An 18,863-nucleotide genomic window follows, 5' to 3' on the forward strand; every position below is an offset into this window, starting at 1 on the left:
CCGCGCGCACCTATCTGGGGAGGATGACGCTTCCTCCTCCCCTCCGGGACTGGTTCCACGCCCGCGGCTGGCAAGTCCACCCGCACCAGCAGGCCATGCTGGAGCGCGCCGCCTCGCCCTCGCTGCTGCTGATCGCCCCGACCGGCGGCGGCAAGACGCTGGCGGGTTTCCTGCCGACCCTGTCGGAACTGACGGACCGGCCGCGCGACGGCCTGCACACGCTCTACATCTCGCCGCTGAAGGCGCTGGCCGCCGACATCCGGCGCAACCTGCTGATCCCCATCGAGGAGGCGGGCCTGCCAATCCGGGTGGAGGATCGCACCGGCGACACCTCCTATGCCCGCAAGCGCCGGCAACGCGCCGACCCGCCGCACATCCTGCTGACCACCCCGGAATCCCTGGCACTCCTGACGTCCTACGAGGACGCCGCCCGCACCTTCGCCGGCATCGAACGGGTCGTCATCGACGAGATCCACGCACTGGCGGAATCGAAACGCGGCGACCAGTTGATGCTGGCGCTGGCGCGCTTGCAGACGCTGGCGCCGAACCTGCGCCGCGTCGGTCTGTCGGCCACGGTGGAGGACCCCGGCGCCATCGCACGGCTGATGTCCTTCGGCGATACCACGACCGAGATCCTGCACGCCGATCCCGGACCCGATCCGGACATCCGGATGCTGCGCACAGAAGAGGCCCCGCCCTGGGCCGGCGGCGGCGCGGCCTATGCCATTCCCGCCGTGCTCGAGCAGGTGAAGCAGCACAAGACCACGCTCATCTTCCACAACACCCGCGCACAGGCCGAGATCTTCTTTCACAACCTGTGGCTCGCGAACGAGGACGCGCTGCCGATCGGCATCCACCACGGCTCGCTCGACCGGGGGCAGCGCGAGAAGGTCGAGGCCGCGATGGTCGCCGGGCAGTTGCGGGCCATCGTCTGCACCGGCTCGCTCGACCTCGGGATCGACTGGGGGGACGTGGACCTCGTGATCCAGGTCGGCGCACCGAAGAACGTCAAGCGGCTGGTGCAGCGGATCGGGCGCGCGAACCACCGCTACAACGCCCCGTCGAAGGCGTTGCTGGTGCCCGCCAACCGTTTCGAGATCGTCGAATGCGTGGCGGCGCTGGAGGCGGTGAAGGCGCATGACCTCGACGGCGAGCCGCGCGGTCCCGGGCCGCGCGACGTGCTCTGCCAGCACATCCTGATCGCCGCCGCCTCCGGCCCGTTCGACGCCGACACCCTCTATGCCGAAATGTCGGCCGCCGGTCCCTATCGCGGGCTGAGCCGCGCGCAGTTCGACGCCTGCCTCGATTTCTGCGCCACGGGCGGCTACGCCCTGCGCGCCTACGACCAGTGGAAGCGTCTGCAACTGAGGCCGGACGGGCTGTGGCAGCTGCGCGACCCGCGCTCCGCGGTGCGCATCCGGCAGAACGTCGGCACGATCCAGGACACCGACACGCTGAAGGTGCGCTGGAAGGGACGCGGCGGCGCGCCTCTGGGCGAGATCGAGGAAGGCTTTGCCGCCTCGCTGACGAAGGGCGACACATTCCTGATCGGCGGACAGATCGTGCGCTACGAGGGGCTGCGCGAACTGACCGTCGAGGTGACGCGCGACGCCCAAAAGAAGCCCAAGATCGCCACCTTCATGGGCACGAAGTTCGCCACCTCCACGCAGCTTTCGGAACGTATCCTGCGGCTCTTCCAGCAGGACACCTGGCCCGAGCTGCCGGACCATACCGCGCAATGGCTGGCGCTTCAGCGCGAACGCTCGCGCGTGCCCGAACCCGGGCGCCTTCTGGTCGAGAGCTTCCCCCACGACGGGCGCGAGCAGTTCGTGGCCTACGGCTTTGCCGGACGGAACGCGATGCAGACGCTGGGCCTGCTGCTGACCAAGCGGATGGAGGAGATGGGCCTCGCCCCCATGGGCTTCGTCGCGACGGATTACGCAACCCTGATCTGGGGACTGGACTGCGTGACCGATCCCGCCCCGCTTTTCGACGTGACAGCGCTGGAGGCGGGTCTCGAGGGCTGGCTGGCGGGCAACGCGGTGATGAAGCGGACCTTCCGCGCCTCCGCCACCATCGCCGGGCTGATCGAGCGGCAACTGGGCGGCCAGCGCAAGACGGGCCGGCAGGCCACCATGTCGTCGGACATCCTCTACGATACGCTGCTGAGGTACGACCCCGACCACCTGCTGATGCAGATCACGCGGGAAGAGGCCATGCGGGGTCTCGTCGACTTCTCGCGCATCCGCGAGATGTGCGCCCGCGTGGGAGACCGCATCGACCACGTGCAACTCGACCGCGTGACACCGCTGGCCGCGCCGCTCTTCCTCGAACCCGGACGCGTGCCGGTGAACGGGTCCGCCGATCAGCGGCTGCTGGAGGAAGAGGTCACCCGCCTGATGTCCGAGAGCGGCCTCGCCCAGGTCGAAGTGCCGAAGAAGGCATGGCGCGTCCCGTTCTAGCGCGTGGACGGCTGGTCACGCCCTTCGAACAGCCTCAGCATCTCCTCCACGTCCTGCACGCGGATCGGTTTCTCGAAATATCCGCGCACGAGGGGACGCTCCGCTGCACGAGCCCGGTCCCGTTCGGCGCTGGAGGAGGAGACCATGACCACGATCACATCCTTGGGCCAGCCCTGCTCGATCATCCGGGCGCGCAGGGCGTCGACCGTCTGGAAGCCGTCCATGACCGGCATCGAGATATCCATCAGCACCAGCGGCCCTTCGGAGGCGGCGACACGCGGCTGGTCGAACAACTTGTCCAGAAAGATGCGGCCATCCTCCGCCTCGTGCACCGCGGCGAAGCGTCCCGACTTCGCCAGCCGCCGCCGCGCTGTGTAGCGGTCGACCTCCCGGTCGTCGACAATGTAGGCGTCTATCATGCCTCGCCCTCCATGCGGATCGGCAGGTCGAGCGTGAAGGTCGTGCCCTCCCCCTCTATGCTGCTCGCGGCGATCCTCCCGCCCAGCCGTTCCACGCTGCGCTGCACGAGGTTCAGGCCAATGCCGGAGCCGCCCCGGTCGCCATGCTTGCGGAACAGACCGAAGATCTCCGGCAGGACCGCTTCGGGGATGCCGATGCCGTTGTCGCTGACGATGATCCTGAGGTGCTCGCCTGTCTGGCGGGCGGTGACCTGCACCACCAGCTCGGCCTTCATGTCGTCCCGGTAGCGCAGCGCGTTGGACAGCAGATTCCGCAGCACGGTCCTGAGCGTGGCCCCCTCCGTCGCGACCGTTTCCGGCAGCGCGAGTTCCAGCTCCAGCCGCGCAGAGACGGCGCCGCCGCTCAGGTCCCGCCAGAGCTGGCGAATGAGGCCGCCGAGATCGACGGGGACCCGCGCGATCCCGCGTTCCGTCGTCATGGTGGCCAAGAGGACGCTCTCGATCTCCGACACGCTGTGTTCCGCGATCTCGGCGGCGCGGGCAAGGTTGTCGCCCAGGTCGGCAGTTTCCCCGGCCGCGAAATCCTCCCGGCAGAGGCTCAGCAACCCGGCGATGGAGGCGAGCGGCGCTTTGAGGTCGTGGCTGACCCCGCGGCTGAACTGTTCGAGATCCGCGTTCAGCCGTTCCAGTTCATGCGCGCGGGCGGCCAGCGCGCGCTCCGTCTCGATCCGTTCGGTCAGGTCGACCAGCGTGGCGACCACACCCGTCTGCCCGTCAAGGTCGATGCGGTCCAGCGTCGCCTCCACCGTCACGCCATGGCCGTCGCGGTGGCGCGCGGTCACGGTGCGCGACCGCCCCTTTGCCCGCACATCCGGCAGCAGTGCAAAACTGCGGCGGTAGACCTGGTGGGCGACGCGCAGATCCTCGGGCACGAGATCCTCGACCGGACGGCCCAGCAGTTCCTCCGGCGTGTAGCCGAGCAGCGGGGTGACCGCGCGATTGACGAAGTCGATCCGGCCGCCCGCATCCACGACGACCATCGTGCAGGACGCCGCATCCATGACAGAGCTGATCCGTTCCCGCTGCGCATGGCGGTGCCGCAGGTCAAGCGCCACGACGATCACATGCGGACCGCCATCGACGACCACCGGCTCCAGCGCCAGTTCCAGTGGGAGCACGGTGCCGTCCCTGGCAACGCCCTTCACCTCCCTCTCCGCCCCCATGCGGCGCTTGGCGGGGATCACGTTGAACGCCTGGCGCAACGCCACGTGCCCCGACCGCAGATGTTCCGGCAGCAGCGTTTCGACCGGCGCGCCGGTCAGCGCGCCGGGTCCGTAGCCGAAGAGCGCATCGAATTCGGCATTGCAGGTCCGGATGCGGCCATCCGGCGCCACCAGCATCATCGCGATGGGCGAGACGCCAAAGGCCATCCCGATCACGTCGAGGTTCATCTGCACGTCCATCTCCGCCAACGTCCCGCCCAAGGGCCGGACATATGCACCGAACGCTATCCATCCCGGGTGAAGATTCCATTGAGAGCGCCCCGCAGCCCCTTGCCACGCCGCCGCCAAACCGCCAAAAACAAAGCATGAACACACACGCGTTCACCTTCCATGGCGCAGATCTGCACGCCCTCCCCTCCGGCGCCCTATACTGGCCGGACGAAGCTTTGCTGGTCGTCTCTGACCTGCATCTTGGCAAGGCCGCGCGGCTGGCAGCCACGGGCGGTGCCGCCCTTCCCCCCTACGAGACGCGCGATACGCTGGCGCGGCTGGACGACGTGCTGACCGTAACGCGGGCGCGCACCGTGATCTGCCTCGGCGACAGTTTCGATGCGCCGGGGCTGGACACCTGCCTGCCCGACGAGGACCTCGATACACTGACGCGGATGAAGGCGGGGCGGCGCTGGATCTGGATCGAGGGCAACCACGATCCCGGCCCGCTGACCCTGGGAGGCGAGCATCATGCCGACCTCCAACTCGGACCGTTGACGTTCCGCCACATCGCTACCTCCGGCCCCGGCGAGGTGTCCGGCCACTACCATCCCAAGGCGCGGATCAATGCGCGGGGGCGCGGCTTTTCCATGCCCTGTTTCCTCTGCGATGCGGACCGGCTGATCCTGCCTGCGTTCGGCACCTATACCGGCGGGCTTTATACCGACAGCCCGGTGCTCTCGGCGCTGATGGGCCGCGACGCCTGCGCGATCCTCACCGGGACGCGGCCGGTGGCCATCCCCATGCCGCGCCGCCTGACCGGCACATGAACCGAAGGCCCGATCCCGCCATGACACTGACCGACCGCATCAAGGACAGCTTTGCCCGACAGGGACTTCTCCGCACGCTGGGGGCAAGGGTGGTGTCGGTCGAGCCCGGCGCCGTCACGCTTGCCCTGCCGCTGACGGAGGCGCTGACCCAGCAGCAGGGCTATGCCCATGGCGGCGTGGCCTTCTCGCTTGGCGACAGCGCCGCGGGCTATGCCGCCGTGTCCCTGCTCGAGCCGGAGTTCGATGTGGTGACGTCCGACATGACGATCCACTACCTCGCGCCGGGCCTGGGCGACACGCTGGAGGCGCGCGGCACGGTCATCCGTCCCGGGCGGCGGATGCTGGTCACGCAGGCCGACATCTACACGGTGGCCGAGGACAAAGAGACGCACATCGCGCGCATGACCGGCACCATGGTCCGGGTGACGCCGAGCGCCTGACCGATCACACAGCCCTGCGCCGGGAACCTCACCCGCCACCCGCCCGTTTTGAGTGTGCGGACGGCAAACGAGGCAACGATGACGAGCTACAACACCAACACGAGCGGCAAGCAATGGTCCGGGCCGCGGGCCGTGCCATTGCTCGTGGATCGCCTTCATGACCTCGCGGACGAATGCGACGAGGTCACCATCGACATGCTGATGCGCCAGATCGGGACGCAGGGGCACGCGCCGCTCCTGATGATCGTGTCCCTGCTGATGGTCCTGCCCACCGGGCTTATCCCCGGGGTCGGCGGTGCACTTGGCGCGGTCGTCGCGGCCATCGGACTGCAGATGCTGCTGGGGCACGGCAGTTTCTGGCTGCCCGGTTTCCTCAGCCGCCGCGGCATGTCGGCCGAGCGGGTCCGCAACCTCGCCGACCGCATCCACCCCGCCTCCATGTGGCTCCGCCGGCATCTGCACCGACGTATGGAACCGCTGTCGAACGGGGCCCTGTCCCTCTCGATCATCGCCCTGCTGCTGATCGCCTGCGGCGCGTCGCTGTTCGTGATCGGCGCGATTCCCGTGGCGACCCCGCTTGTCGGCTTGCCGGTGGCCCTGTTCGGCATCGGCATCCTTGCCCGTGACGGCGCGGTCGTGGCCGCGGGTTACGTTTTGACGGCGCTGGTGGCCGGGGTGATCGTCTGGCTGATGTGACACGGGCCGGGCGGCCGGGCATGACATGAAACGGGCCAGAGCAAGGCTCCGGCCCGGCATGTGATCAAACCGCAGCCATGGCGGCTTCAGGCGGTCAGGCCTTCCGGCTCCGCAAGGTCGTTGGCACGGCAGCACGCCGTGACGGTGTTGGCCAGAAGGCAGGCAATCGTCATCGGTCCAACGCCGCCCGGAACCGGGGTGATGGCGCCCGCGACCTCGGCACAGCTGTCGAACTGGCAGTCCCCCACCAGACGCGTCTTGCCCTCGCCTTTTTCCGGCGCGTCGATGCGGTTGATGCCCACGTCGATCACCGTTGCGCCGGGCTTGATCCAGTCGCCGGGCACCATCTCGGGCCGTCCAACCGCCGCGACAACGATATCCGCCCGTCTCACCACCTCGGCCAGGTTCTTCGTCCGCGAATGCGCAATGGTCACCGTGCAGCTGTCGCCCAACAGCAGTTGTGCCATGGGCTTGCCGACGATGTTCGACCGGCCGATCACCACCGCGTCCATCCCGGAGAGCGAGCCGTGGTGATCCCGCAGCATCATCAGGCACCCCAGCGGCGTGCACGGCACCATCGACTTCTGCCCGGTGCCCAGCAGGCCGACGTTGGAGATGTGGAACCCGTCCACGTCCTTGGCCGGGGAAATCGCGTTGATCACCAGATCCTCGTCGAGGTGCTTCGGCAGGGGAAGCTGCACGAGGATGCCATGCACCTCAGGATCGTTGTTCAGCTTGTCGATCAGCGCCAGCAGGTCCGCCTCCTCGGTCGCGGCATCGAGCTTGTACTCGTAGGAGTTCATGCCGACCTCGACGGTCTGCTTGCCCTTCGAGCGCACGTAGACCTGGCTCGCCGGGTCCTCGCCCACAAGGACCACGGCCAGACCGGGCGTGATGCCGTGATCGTCCTTCAGGCGGGTTACGTGCTCCGCCACCTTGCCCCGCACCGTCGCCGCGAAGGCCTTGCCGTCAATCAGAGTTGCCGTCATCCGTCCGTCCCTTCCTTGCCCAGAACACGCTCTTCGCGCGCGATGATCTCGTCGATCATGATCTTCCACATCCCCGCGACCATCGCGCCGGGCAGCCCCGCCGCCTCGGCCCGGCCCGAGACATTCTCCAGCACCGCCGCCACGCGGGAGGGTGCGGCCGCTGCAAGCCCCTCGCGGTGCTTCAGTTCTGCGGCCCGTTCCGTGTAGGACCACCGCTCCGCCAGGAGCGCCATCAATTTCGCATCGACCGCATCGATACAGGCGCGCATCTCAGCCACGGTCTCTATCTCTGCCGCTGTCTTCCGCATTCCTGCCTCCACATCCTGTCCGCCCGTTCCGGTGCCACAGCCCTACACGCCCGGCCCGGTCTTTTCCATGCCGGGTGCGGGCGGCGGGACGGCGGGCGGGGCGAATTCGAAGAAGAGCGCCGTCCCGCCGTTTCCGATCGGATCAGATCCGGCTCAGAAAAGACCCTCAATCAGCCCGTCCGCGTTCAGCCGGATCGATTCCGCGGCAGGTACGCGCGGCAGGCCGGGCATGGTCATGATCTCGCCGCAGACCACCACGACAAAGCCCGCCCCCGCCGACAGCCGCACTTCCCGCACCGGGATGTCGAAGCCGGTGGGCGCGCCGCGCTGGCCCGGATCGGTCGAGAACGAGTATTGCGTCTTCGCCATGCAGACCGGCAGGTGACCGTAGCCCTGGTCTTCCCACTCCTTCAGTTGGCCGCGGATCTTCGCGTCCATCACCACGCCATCCGCGCGGTAGATCTCCTTGCAGACCGTCTCGATCTTCTCGGCCAGCGGCAGGGCGTCGCCATAAAGCGGCGCGTAGTTGGCCGACCCGCCCTCGCAGAGCTCGACCACCTTCCTCGCGGTCTCCTCGATGCCGGCGCCGCCTTCGGCCCAGTGCTTGTTGAGGATCGCGTCCACGCCCAGCGACGCGCAGTAGTCGACGACCGCCTGCACCTCGGCATCGGTGTCGGTGACGAAGTGGTTGATCCCCACCACCGCCGGCACGCCGAACTTCTTCATGTTCTCGATATGACGGCCGAGGTTCGGGCAGCCGTCCTTCACCGCCTGCACGTTCTCGGTGCCAAGGTCCGCCTTGGCGACGCCACCGTTCATCTTCATCGCACGCACCGTGGCGACGATCACAACCGCGTCGGGGCGCAGCCCGGCCTTGCGGCACTTGATGTCCATGAACTTCTCGGCGCCCAAGTCCGCACCGAAGCCGGCTTCCGTCACCACGTAATCCGCCAGCTTCAGCGCCGTCGTCGTGGCGATGACGGAGTTGCAGCCATGCGCGATGTTGGCGAACGGGCCGCCATGCACGAAGGCCGGGTTGTTCTCCAGCGTCTGGACGAGGTTCGGCTGCATCGCGTCCTTCAGCAGGACAGTCATCGCACCTTCGGCCTTGATGTCGCGGCAGAAGACCGGCGACCTGTCACGCCGATACGCCACGATCATGTCACCCAGCCGCTTTTCGAGGTCCTTCAGGTTCTTGGCGAGGCAGAGGATCGCCATGACCTCGGACGCAACGGTGATGTCGAAACCGTCCTCGCGCGGGAACCCGTTGGCCACCCCGCCGAGGGAAGAGGTGATCTGGCGCAGCGAGCGGTCGTTCATGTCCACCACACGGCGCCATGTCACCCGGCGCTGGTCGATCTCGGCCTCGTTGCCCCAGTAGATGTGGTTGTCGATCATCGCCGACAGCAGCGAATGCGCCGAGGTGATCGCATGGAAGTCGCCGGTGAAGTGGAGGTTCATCTCCTCCATCGGCACGACCTGCGCGTATCCGCCCCCGGCCGCGCCGCCCTTCATCCCGAAGTTCGGCCCGAGCGAGGCTTCGCGGATGCAGATCATCGCCTTCTTGCCGATGCGGTTCAGGCCGTCGCCCAGACCCACGGTGGTGGTGGTCTTGCCTTCGCCCGCAGGGGTCGGATTGATCGCCGTCACAAGGATCAGCTTGCCATCGGGCCGCGACTGGACGGAATCGATGAAAGCCTGACCGATCTTCGCCTTGTCGTGGCCGTAGGGCAGCAGGTGTTCGTTCGGAATACCAAGGACGTCGCCGATCTCCTGTATCGGTTTCTTCCGGGCTTCACGGGCGATTTCGATGTCCGACTTATGGGCCATGTTGCTTGTTATCCCTGCTGGCAGTTCCTGAATTGCCCGGATTGTTAGCGGTCCGCAGACCGTCCGTCCCGGTGAATCCGACATTTCGGCGCGATGATGCGGCGCACCGGACACTGTGCCGCGCCCGGGACGAAACCGGGAACGCACGCCCGCCCGACAGGCACCGGATGCCGTGCGGAGTGTTGCCGTTCACCCGATCCGGGGAAAGGCATACCTTCGGCGCATCCTTGCGCCTGAGGAGATCAACGGCGTGGCGCCACGAGCCGGCAGCATCGCCACGTCAGGCCTCCCCCCGCCATGCGCGCTGATCCGGGACGTGCAGCACCAGCTTGTCCCCGACTGCCACGCGCCCCTCGCGGGCGACAAAGGCCGTGACCCCGCGGCGCCCGTCGGACGCCTTCCGGAACCCCTTCGCCGCGTCTCCGATCTCCTGCATGAGGCTGCGGGCCGGTTGCTGGCAGGGACGGTTCTCCATGTCCACAACCATGGTCGCGCCAGAGGTCGCCTGCAACCGGGAGGATGGCGGCACGAAGGTGAAGTCGGGAATGCCGCGGATCACCATGCTGGCGCCGAGCCGTGCCGGGTTCACGGTCTCGACGCCCATCGCCGCCGCGATCTGGTCAAGCTCCTCGGCGCTGACGATGCTCAGCTGTCGCTCGTTCAGGATCTGCGTGCCGCGCGGGTATTGCGAGGTGACCCGTGAACAGGATTCCCGCGTCTGTCCGCCGTGCACCGATCCGGCCATGCCGGCAAAGGTCAGGTCCACCGCCTCGACGGGCTCCGCCATCAGCGCCTTGCGGTCCATGCTCGTGACGATACCCAGCCAGATGACCTCGGCTGTCCATTTCGTCGGTTTCAAAGCCGGCATCGTGCCCTCCGCCTGTTCGTTGCGCGTGCAGGTAAAGCGCGTGCGGCGGGATGCGCAAGGGCACAAACCGGAGGCAGGCCGGAGCGCGGATTGCTGGCCGTTCATACGCGGACGGTGAAGAACAGCCTTTGGAAAGGGAAGAGGACGCTGCCGTCCTCAGACGCGGGATAGGCGCCCGCCATGGCGGCATCGCAGGCGGCGATCAGGGCGGCCCGCCTTTCGGGATCGAGCGACCGAAGCAGCGGCCGGGCAAAGGTCGCCTCCGTGAAGCGGCGCACCGGGTGGCCGTCATCCGAGGGCGCCAGCACCTGGAAATAGGTCGTTTCCCACAACTGGACCTCCCCCAACGGCGCCAGAATGTGATGATAGGCAGCGGGTTCGAGGATGCCGGGCACGTCGTCCGGTTCGACGCCGAACAGTTGGTGGGCGAGGTGGAGCCACGTCCGGTGCGACGGCGCATCGTTCTGGTGGGGCATCTGCACCGCCAGCACCCCGCCCGGCGTGAGCGTCGCCGCGAGCCGGGGCAACAGAACTTCGTGATCGCCCAGCCATTGCAGGGCGGCGTTGGAAAAGATCAGCGCCGGCGGCGTCTCGGGCTGCCACGTCGCGATGTCCGCCTGCACGAGGTCGTCGTTGCGTCCGCGCGCATCGGCCAGCATCTCGGCCGAGGCATCCACGCCGACCAGTTGCCGGTCCTTGCCAAGCGTCGCCCTCAACGCCTCCGATACGGCCCCCGCACCGCATCCGAGGTCCACGACGGGCCCCTCGGGCAGCGACGGCAAGGAGCGCAGCAGATCGAGCGCGGGCCGCAAACGAAGACCCCGGAATCTGCCATAGATCCCGGGGTCCCAAATCATGCCATCGGCACCGTTCATGCAGAGGGCTCTGGTTCCAGTCCGCCCTCTTCGCCGTTCTTCTTCGGCCGGGTCTTCGGAATGGCGGTGAGGCTCGGCTTCTTCTCCTCGACCGCGGCGCCGGACCCACCTTCGCCATCCTCGGACTGCGGCGGTTCGCCCCGGATGACGCGCTCGATCTCCTCGCCGGTCAGGGTCTCGTATTCCAGAAGACCCTTGGCCAGCCGCTCCCAGTCGTCGCGGCGGTCCGTCAGGATCTGATAGGCGCGGTCATAGGCCTCGGAGATGAAGCGGCGCACTTCTTCCTCGATCATGCGCTTGGTCTCTGCCGACACCGACAGGCCCGCGGTGTTGCCGGAGTAACCCTCGGCGGCCTCGCGGTAGTCGATGTTGCCGACCTTGTCGGACATGCCCCACTGCAGGACCATCGCCCGGGCCAGCGCAGAGGCCTGCTGGATGTCGCCAGCCGGTCCGTTCGACACATTTGGTTCGCCGTACTTGATGATCTCGGCGGCCTTGCCCGCCATGGTCATCGCCATCTTTTCCTCGCACTCTGACTTGTGCCAGTTCAGACGGTCGATTTCCGGCAGCGACACGACCATGCCAAGTGCGCCGCCGCGCGGGATGATCGTGGCCTTGTAGACCGGATCGCACTGCGGCAACGACAGGCCGACGATGGCGTGACCGGCCTCGTGGTAGGCGGTCTTTTCCTTCTGGTCGTCGGTCAGCACCATGGAGCGGCGCTCCGCCCCCATCATGACCTTGTCCTTGGCGTTCTCGAAATCGATCATGGTGACGAAACGCCTGCCCACACGCGCGGCCATCAGCGCCGCCTCGTTCACGAGGTTTGCCAGATCGGCACCAGAGAAGCCCGGCGTGCCGCGCGCGATGATGCGCAGGTCGACGTCCGGCCCCAGCGGGGTCTTCTTCGCATGCACGCCGAGGATCTTCTCGCGGCCCTTGATGTCCGGGTTCGGCACGGTGACCTGACGGTCGAAACGGCCGGGACGCAGCAGCGCCGGGTCGAGAACGTCGCGGCGGTTGGTGGCGGCGATGATGATGACACCCTCGTTCGCCTCGAAACCGTCCATCTCGACCAGAAGCTGGTTCAGCGTCTGTTCGCGTTCGTCGTTGCCACCGCCATAGCCCTGGCCACGGGCGCGGCCCACGGCGTCGATCTCGTCGATGAAGACGATGCAGGGCGCGTTCTTCTTGGCCTGCTCGAACATGTCGCGAACACGGCTTGCGCCCACACCCACGAACATCTCGACGAAGTCGGAGCCCGAGATGGTGAAGAACGGGACACCCGCCTCGCCCGCAATGGCGCGGGCCAGCAGCGTCTTACCGGTACCCGGAGGGCCCACAAGCAGCGCCCCTTTGGGGATCTTGCCGCCGAGGCGGGAGAACTTCTGCGGGTTGCGCAGGAACTCGACGATCTCCTCGAGTTCTTCCTTGGCCTCGTCGATGCCCGCCACGTCGTCGAAGGTCACGCGGCCATGCTTTTCGGTCAGCAGCTTGGCCTTGGACTTGCCAAAGCCCATGGCGCCACCTTTGCCGCCGCCCTGCATGCGGTTCATGAAATAGATCCACACGCCGATCAGCAGAAGGAACGGTAGCAGGTTCAACAGGAAGACCTGAAAGCCGGACGACTCCTGGCTCTTCGCGGAAATCGGGATGTTGTTGTCCAGAAGGAGGTTTGTCACCTCCGCGTCCTCGGGCTTGATCGTGACGTAATCCTGCCCGTCGTTCGTGCTGTAACGCACCTGCTCGCCATCGATTGTGGCGGAGGACACGTTCTGGCTTTCGACCGCCTTGACGAAGTCCGAATACCCGGTCTCACGGCTTTGCAGGGTCGGATTGTTGCCCGAGAAAAGATTGAAAAGCGCGAGGATCAGCAGGAACAAGACGACCCAGAAGGCGATGTTGCGAGCGTTGCCCAAGAGGGGACTCCTTTGCAGACGGAACCGGGCGCCCGAGCGGCAGGCGCCGTTTCAGCTTAACATAGAGATATGTGGCCCGGGTTCAATGCGTCATGAGGAACGCGGCGAAGGTCAGCCCCTGCTTTCCGAACGGCCGGTAGAGGATGTCGCGCGTGCCCTGCGCCACGCTGATGCGGGCCCCGCCCGCGTCATTCGCCACCATCGGCAGGGACCGCGCTGCGCGGTAGGTCAATCCGTCACGCTCCTCCGCGCTCAACGATTGCCATCCCGCGTCCCCGAGGGGCACCAGACCCGCTGCCCCCGTCTCCCGCCGCGCCTCCGGCGACAACATCCAGCGCCCGTCCCACAACCCCGCGTCGTCGTCTGCCAGCCCCTCGAGCGCCGCGTATTCCCGGAAGACCCGGATGTGCGTGCGTTCGGCCACTATCTCGCACCCGCCCAGCGTGCCTCCGCCACCGGAGAGCACCCGGTCCAGGACCTCTTCCAGCCGCGCGGCACGTGGGCGCCGGACCGTGCCCGAGACGAAGCCGATCCCGCCGGCTAGCAGCCGCAGCTGCACTTCGCGCGGCAGCCCTGCAAAACCGTCCCGTTCCAGCAGCAGGTCGCCGGTCGGCACACCGCGATGGTGCCCCTCCTGACCGATCCGATCCCACGCCGCCGCTGTCTGAACACGCAGCGAGTCCCGCGCGCGGGCCATACGCTCTGCCGTCGCGGCCAGCATCGGGACGTCCAGCCCAAGGTCCGCCAGACCGGGCAGCGCCGCCCGGATGCGCGCACGGGCATATGCCGGATCTTCGTTCGTCGGATCATCCACGAAGGGCACCTTCAGGACGCGCACGTGATGCCGCAGTTCTGCCCGCCGCATCGACAGGCAGGGCCGGACGATCTCGAAGGTCCCGTCCTCGCCCGGCCCATCGGCACGCCTGTCCCCTGTGCTCGATACCGCTCCGTCAGGATGAACACAGCTCTCCTGCGAGGGCGCCTCCCCGATCATCGGCGCGAATGCATTCGCCGCCAGAGGCGGCTGATCGACCACCCGGCGGGCCTGTATCGCAGACAGCCCGTCGACCCCGGACCCGCGCGCCAGCCGCATCAAGAAGGTCTCGGCCACGTCGTCCTGCGTATGCGCCACCAGCACATGCCGCAGATGGCCGCGCCACCCGGCGATCAGCCGAAGGCGCGCCTCGCGAGCCGCCTCCATGGCGTTGCCCCTTCCGTCCCAGGACCATTGCAGCGTCGCATGCGGCCAGCCCAGCAGGGCACATTCGGCTGCGACCATCTCTGCCTCTGCCGCCGCCTCCGTGCGGAAACCGTGGTTGATCGTGACCACCCACAGGCGCACGCCGAACACGCGCGCCCAGCCATGCGCCAGAGCCAGCATGGCCATGGAGTCCCCGCCTCCCGACACCGCCAGACCAATCTCGGATGGAAAAGAGGGCCCCAGCAGGGCCCCCATCTCTTCCGCGAAACGCTGGTCAAGGCTCACCGGCAGCCCCTTCATCTTGGCAAAAATACCTGCTCTTCAGGCCACCTAAACCCGGATCAGTCAGGCCGGGCACAAAAGGCCCGGACGTGTCTCATTCCACCGGGCAGCCGAGCGCGATGCGGCTATCCGCCGCCGCGTTGATGACCTCCGAGCCGGGATAGCGGTTGCCCACTTCGGCGAGCGTCACGCAGGCCTCGGAGACGGAGCCCAGCTTGCCCAGCGTCTCTCCCAGCCGCCACAGGGCCTGGGGTGCGATCTGATCGTCGGGGAAACGGGAATAGGCGTCGAGGTAACGCCGGGCGGCCTCGCGCGTGTCGCCCTGCGCTTCCAGCGCCTGCCCCTCAGCTACCAGCGCCGCGGATTCCAGCGGGCTGCCCGGGTAGGTCTGGCGGAAGTTGGCAAACAGGTCGGAGGCGCGGGCATTGTCACCCCCATCGAGCGCTTCCTGCGCGGCGCGGAAATCGGCTTCCTCGCTGACGGCCAGTTCGCCGTCGAACGGCAGATCGTCGGTACCCGCCGCAACCGGAGCGTCGGCCACCGGGGCCGTCTCGCCGCCAAACGAAGTGCCCTGCCCGACCGAGGACAGGTCACAGCCGGGTTCCAGCTCACACACCCGGAACTGCAGGTCGCTGATCCGGTTGCCGCCGTCCTCGGCGACCTGGCCGATGCGGAACTCTAGCTCCTCGGCCTTGGCCGTCACGCGCTGCAATTCGGACTCGATGGTGTTCAGCCGTTGCAACACGTCGCCCGACACCTGCACCGTGGAGCTGCCCGTTGTGGACAACTCACGCTTCAGCTTCTGCACCTCGACCGACAGGACAGCGAGGTCCTGCTTCACATCGGCAAGCGTTTCCGCCTGCACCGGCGCGGCGGCGAAGACCGCCGCAACCATGATCCACCCCCAGCGCATCGGCTCAGCCCATCAGCGATCCGGCGGCGATGACAGTCACCGCGCGGCGGTTCTTGGCATAGCACGCCTCTTCGGAGCAGATCTCGATGGGACGCTCCTTGCCGTAGCTGACGAACTTCAGGCGGTTCTGCGACACGCCCCTCGACACGAGGTATTCCATCACCGCGTTGGCGCGGCGTGCACCGAGCGCGAGGTTGTATTCGCGGGTGCCCTGTTCGTCGGCGTGACCTTCGATCACCGCCATGTAGTCGGCGTTGGTCATCAGCCACTGCGCCTGGCCGTCCAGCACCGTGCGCGCCTCCGGCGAGAGGCTCGACTGGTCGACGGCGAACAGCACGCGGTCACCGACGCGCTGGTTGAAATACGCCATGGAGGTCGGGTCATCGACGCTGCCCGGAATGACCCCGCTCGATACGCCGCCACCGTTGCGCGAGGCGTCGTTTGCACCCGCGCCGTTGGCGCCGAAGCGGTTGGGATTGGCACATGCAGCGAGGCCGAGGGCCGCCACCAGCATAATCGCCATGGGAAGTTTGCTCATCACTGTCATCCTGCTCTGTCTTGCGCCTGTGCGCATATGTTGTTTGTGGCAAGCTACCACACACAACGGGTCTTGGGAATCACGTTAACTTGGTCACTGGAGCGGGCCCCAGCTCGGATCCGAGGCGCCCGCCGGGGTACGGACGCGCCGCAGGTTCCGCCCGGAGATGTCCACGGAATAAAGCGCCGACGCACCCTCTGCGCCCTGCGTCTCACGCGTGAACATGATCACGCGGCCGTTCGGCGCCCATGTCGGGCCCTCGTCGAGGAAGGAGGCGGTCAGCAGACGCTCCTCGGAGCCGTCGGTGTTCATCACGCCGATGTGGAACCGGCCCTTGTTCTGCTTGGTAAAGGCGATGCGGTCGCCGCGGGGTGACCAGACCGGCGTGCCGTAACGGCCCTCGCCGAAGGAGATCCGCGTCCCTTCGCCGCCACCCGCGGGCATCACGTAAAGCTGCTGGGTGCCGGAACGGTCCGATTCGAACACGATCCGCGAGCCATCAGGAGAGAACGAGGGCGCCGTTTCGATCGCGGGGGTCGAGGTGAGGCGCCGCGTCGCGCCCGAGGCCACGTCCATCGCCCAGATGTCGGTGTTCGACCCCTGGGTCATCGAGTAGACCACCATCCGCCCGTCCGGCGAGAAACGCGGCGCAAAGCTCATGACGCCTTCGTTGGTCTGCAGGATACGGCTCTGGACCGCGCCCACATCGAGGATGTGGATGCGCGGGAAGCCGGTGACGTAGGAGGTATACAGCACCTGGTTGCCGGTCGGCGAGAAGCGCGGCGCCAGCACGATGGAGCTGCTGTCCGTCAGGTACTGCACGTTCGCACCGTCGTAATCCATGATCGCGAGCCGCTTCTGACGCTGGTCCTTCGGCCCGGTCTCGGACACGAAGACGACGCGGCTGTCGAAATAGGGGCTTTCGCCGGTCAGGCGCGAGTAGACCTGGTCGGCGACTTTGTGGGCCAGCCGGCGCCAGCCATCGGCGGAAGAGGCGAACTGCATCCCCTCGCCCAGCTCGCGCTCGGCGAAGACGTCCCATGCGCGGAACTTGACGACCACGCGGCCGGAACCGTCGGTGCTGACCGCGCCGGTCACCAGCGCCTGCGCATTGATCGCCTTCCAGTCGGCGAACTGCACCGGCGCCGCGAAAGTCGACACGCGCGAGATATGCGCGTCGCGCGGGATCTCACGGAAGAGGCCGGTGCCCACGAGATCCTCCGCGATGACGCGGCTCAGCTGGTCGGCGTATTCCTGGGCGGCGGGAGTCTCGGCCACGAAGGACGGGACCGCGATGGGCATCGGTTCGACGATGCCGCGGTCGATCTCCAGCCGGAGAGGGTCCTGCGCCGCGGCCGGGAGAACCCCGTGGAAAACCGCAAACGTCATCATGAGGCACGCCAATGCCACTCGTTTCATGGAAACCCTCCTCGGGATCTGCCCACAATCTGCCGCACGGGTCTGACGCCCGCGTGCACATAACATACAGCGCAATTCATGCACGCAAAACACCCCTTGACGGCGGTTTCAGCGGGTAATCGCCGACACAACCGCGTGTGGGGCACGTGACGGCCCCGAAGACGCTTGCGACGGGCGCCCCGCGGACAGGTGCGCCCACCACGGGATCAGCGCAGGCGCATGTCCTCGGGGTTGAAGGTGATCTCGACCCGCTTCCACTGGTCGTACTTCTCCGGCGGCAGCTCGTAACCGTCGCCCTGGCAGCGGAGGATGGCACGGCGGGCGGCGCCGAAGGCGGTGTCCACCGCCGCGCCCGATCCGCCCTCGGCGCCGATCATCGTCACGTTGCCCGCGACCCGGCCCTCCCGGTCAAGGTCGAAGCCGACGGTGACCTTCACGTCCGCCGCCTGGCTGCCCACGTCGACGATCCAGCACGCCTGCACCGCGATGCGCAGACCTTCCCGCTCCGCCCCGGTCAGGGGCGGGCCGCTCGGGGCGTCGGGAGCCCCGCCGCCGCTCAGTTCCTCGGCAATGGCCTCCGCCAGTGCGTCGGCGACCGGATCGCTTGCGGGGGCGCTTTCCGTCTCGGGTTCCGAGGCGGGCGGTTGCTGTGCCGGCGTCTCGGGCGCCGGTTCGGGGTTCGAGGCCACCTGTTCGGGACGTCCGCGCGGCCGCATCGACGACGACGGCGCCAGCGGCTGGCCGGAGGGTTCTTCGGCCTCGGTCACGATCTCGGTCGTGGTTTCCGGCGGGGCGGTCGACTCCTGCGTCTCCTCGGCAATGTCCGGGCTTTCGGCGTCGGGGTCAGCGGCGGTCTGCGTGTCCTCGGCGGTCACGGCCTCCGGATCGGGCGGCGCGATGGGTTCATCGGCCACGCGCGGTGCGGGGCGCGGCTGCGGGCGGCGCGAACTGTCAGGGGCCAGCACTTGCGGCACGGGCGCCGGCGACGGCGGCAGGGGCAGCGGATCGGGTTCCGGCGTGGGCGCAGGCAGCGGTTCCGGCTCGGGCTCGGGCTGCGGCGCGGGTTCGGGTTCCGGGACGGGCGCGGGTTCCGGCTCCGGTTCCGGGGCAGGCTCAGGCTCCGGTGCGGGCTGGGGTTCCGGCTCCGGTTCAGGTGCGGGTTCCGGTTCCGGCTCTGGGGCGGGTTCCGGTTCCGGCGCAGGCTGGGGCTCCGGTTCCGGCTCGGGGGCAGGCTCCGGCGCGGGTGCGGGCTCCAACGCCTCGCTCTCCGACGAAGTCGGCGTGGACAGCGCGGCGAACTCCTCTTCGGAGATAACGGTCACGTCGGCGATCTGCATCTCCGGCGGCGGCGCGTCGAAGAGGTCGCCCAGCAACAGCCACGCGAAGAGGAAGGCGTGCCCTCCGGCAGATATGTAAAGAGACCGCGACACCGGCGCCTGAC

At 67.7% G+C, this 18,863-nt stretch carries 17 protein-coding genes; 4 read left to right on the plus strand and 13 right to left on the minus strand.

Annotated features, from left to right (window positions below):
- The first annotated feature begins 23 nt into the window (after positions 1-23).
- Positions 24-2,462 carry a ligase-associated DNA damage response DEXH box helicase gene (locus QNI11_RS17965; RefSeq protein ID WP_283981195.1) on the plus strand — a complete coding sequence of 813 codons (2,439 nt, stop codon included), beginning with the start codon at positions 24-26 and terminating at the stop codon, positions 2,460-2,462.
- Here the strand turns inward: QNI11_RS17965 and QNI11_RS17970 are convergent.
- Positions 2,459-2,881, minus strand: a complete 423-nt coding sequence (locus QNI11_RS17970) for a response regulator (RefSeq protein ID WP_100929248.1) — start codon at positions 2,879-2,881, stop codon at positions 2,459-2,461. The two genes, QNI11_RS17965 and QNI11_RS17970, sit on opposite strands and share 4 nt — an antisense overlap.
- Positions 2,878-4,344, minus strand: coding sequence for a PAS domain S-box protein (locus QNI11_RS17975; protein WP_283981196.1), 1,467 nt, complete (start codon positions 4,342-4,344; stop codon positions 2,878-2,880). Before QNI11_RS17975 ends, QNI11_RS17970 begins: the two co-directional genes overlap by 4 nt.
- 125 nt (positions 4,345-4,469) lie before the next feature.
- On the opposite strand from QNI11_RS17975, the gene pdeM reads away from it, so the two are divergent.
- The 3 genes from pdeM (at position 4,470) to QNI11_RS17990 (ending at position 6,280) form a co-directional block, all read left to right on the plus strand.
- A complete protein-coding gene (gene pdeM, locus QNI11_RS17980; protein ID WP_283981197.1) occupies positions 4,470-5,144 on the plus strand; it encodes a ligase-associated DNA damage response endonuclease PdeM in 675 nt (224 codons plus the stop codon).
- Between the two features lie 20 nt (positions 5,145-5,164).
- The gene (locus QNI11_RS17985; protein WP_100929245.1) at positions 5,165-5,584 is read left to right on the plus strand and encodes a PaaI family thioesterase; all 420 of its coding nucleotides are present in this window, start codon (positions 5,165-5,167) and stop codon (positions 5,582-5,584) included.
- Between the two features lie 78 nt (positions 5,585-5,662).
- A complete protein-coding gene (locus QNI11_RS17990; protein WP_283981198.1) occupies positions 5,663-6,280 on the plus strand; it encodes an exopolysaccharide biosynthesis protein in 618 nt (205 codons plus the stop codon).
- Between the two features lie 86 nt (positions 6,281-6,366).
- On the opposite strand, the gene folD is transcribed toward QNI11_RS17990, so the two are convergent.
- From folD to QNI11_RS18045, 11 genes are all read right to left on the minus strand, one after another.
- Positions 6,367-7,269 (minus strand): bifunctional methylenetetrahydrofolate dehydrogenase/methenyltetrahydrofolate cyclohydrolase FolD, encoded by a 903-nt coding sequence (gene folD / locus QNI11_RS17995; RefSeq protein ID WP_283981199.1) that lies wholly within the window; start codon positions 7,267-7,269, stop codon positions 6,367-6,369.
- On the minus strand, positions 7,266-7,577 hold the full coding sequence (locus QNI11_RS18000; protein ID WP_283981200.1) for a chorismate mutase: 312 nt from the start codon (positions 7,575-7,577) through the stop codon (positions 7,266-7,268). The genes folD and QNI11_RS18000 overlap by 4 nt, the downstream gene beginning before the upstream one ends.
- Positions 7,578-7,730: 153 nt before the next feature.
- Entirely contained in the window at positions 7,731-9,407 is a 1,677-nt protein-coding gene (locus QNI11_RS18005; RefSeq protein WP_283981201.1) for a formate--tetrahydrofolate ligase, read from the minus strand.
- Between the two features lie 280 nt (positions 9,408-9,687).
- The gene (locus QNI11_RS18010) at positions 9,688-10,275 is read right to left on the minus strand and encodes an MOSC domain-containing protein (protein ID WP_100929241.1); all 588 of its coding nucleotides are present in this window, start codon (positions 10,273-10,275) and stop codon (positions 9,688-9,690) included.
- 101 nt (positions 10,276-10,376) lie between these two features.
- Entirely contained in the window at positions 10,377-11,150 is a 774-nt protein-coding gene (locus QNI11_RS18015) for a methyltransferase domain-containing protein (RefSeq protein ID WP_283981202.1), read from the minus strand.
- Entirely contained in the window at positions 11,147-13,069 is a 1,923-nt protein-coding gene (gene ftsH, locus QNI11_RS18020) for an ATP-dependent zinc metalloprotease FtsH (RefSeq protein ID WP_100929239.1), read from the minus strand. Before ftsH ends, QNI11_RS18015 begins: the two co-directional genes overlap by 4 nt.
- 82 nt (positions 13,070-13,151) lie before the next feature.
- Positions 13,152-14,570 carry a tRNA lysidine(34) synthetase TilS gene (tilS, locus tag QNI11_RS18025; protein ID WP_283981203.1) on the minus strand — a complete coding sequence of 473 codons (1,419 nt, stop codon included), beginning with the start codon at positions 14,568-14,570 and terminating at the stop codon, positions 13,152-13,154.
- A 76-nt stretch (positions 14,571-14,646) separates the two neighbouring features.
- Complete coding sequence (locus tag QNI11_RS18030; RefSeq protein WP_283981204.1) at positions 14,647-15,465, minus strand: tetratricopeptide repeat protein; 819 nt, start codon at positions 15,463-15,465, stop codon at positions 14,647-14,649.
- Positions 15,466-15,469: 4 nt separating this feature from the next.
- A complete protein-coding gene (gene pal / locus QNI11_RS18035; RefSeq protein WP_100929237.1) occupies positions 15,470-16,003 on the minus strand; it encodes a peptidoglycan-associated lipoprotein Pal in 534 nt (177 codons plus the stop codon).
- Positions 16,004-16,096: 93 nt separating this feature from the next.
- Positions 16,097-17,395, minus strand: coding sequence for a Tol-Pal system beta propeller repeat protein TolB (gene tolB / locus QNI11_RS18040; RefSeq protein WP_283983530.1), 1,299 nt, complete (start codon positions 17,393-17,395; stop codon positions 16,097-16,099).
- A gap of 233 nt (positions 17,396-17,628) precedes the next feature.
- Entirely contained in the window at positions 17,629-18,852 is a 1,224-nt protein-coding gene (locus QNI11_RS18045; RefSeq protein WP_283981205.1) for a cell envelope biogenesis protein TolA, read from the minus strand.
- Between the last annotated feature and the right edge of the window lie 11 nt (positions 18,853-18,863).

The sequence above is a fragment of the Sagittula sp. MA-2 genome (assembly GCF_030126985.1).
GTDB lineage: Bacteria > Pseudomonadota > Alphaproteobacteria > Rhodobacterales > Rhodobacteraceae > Sagittula.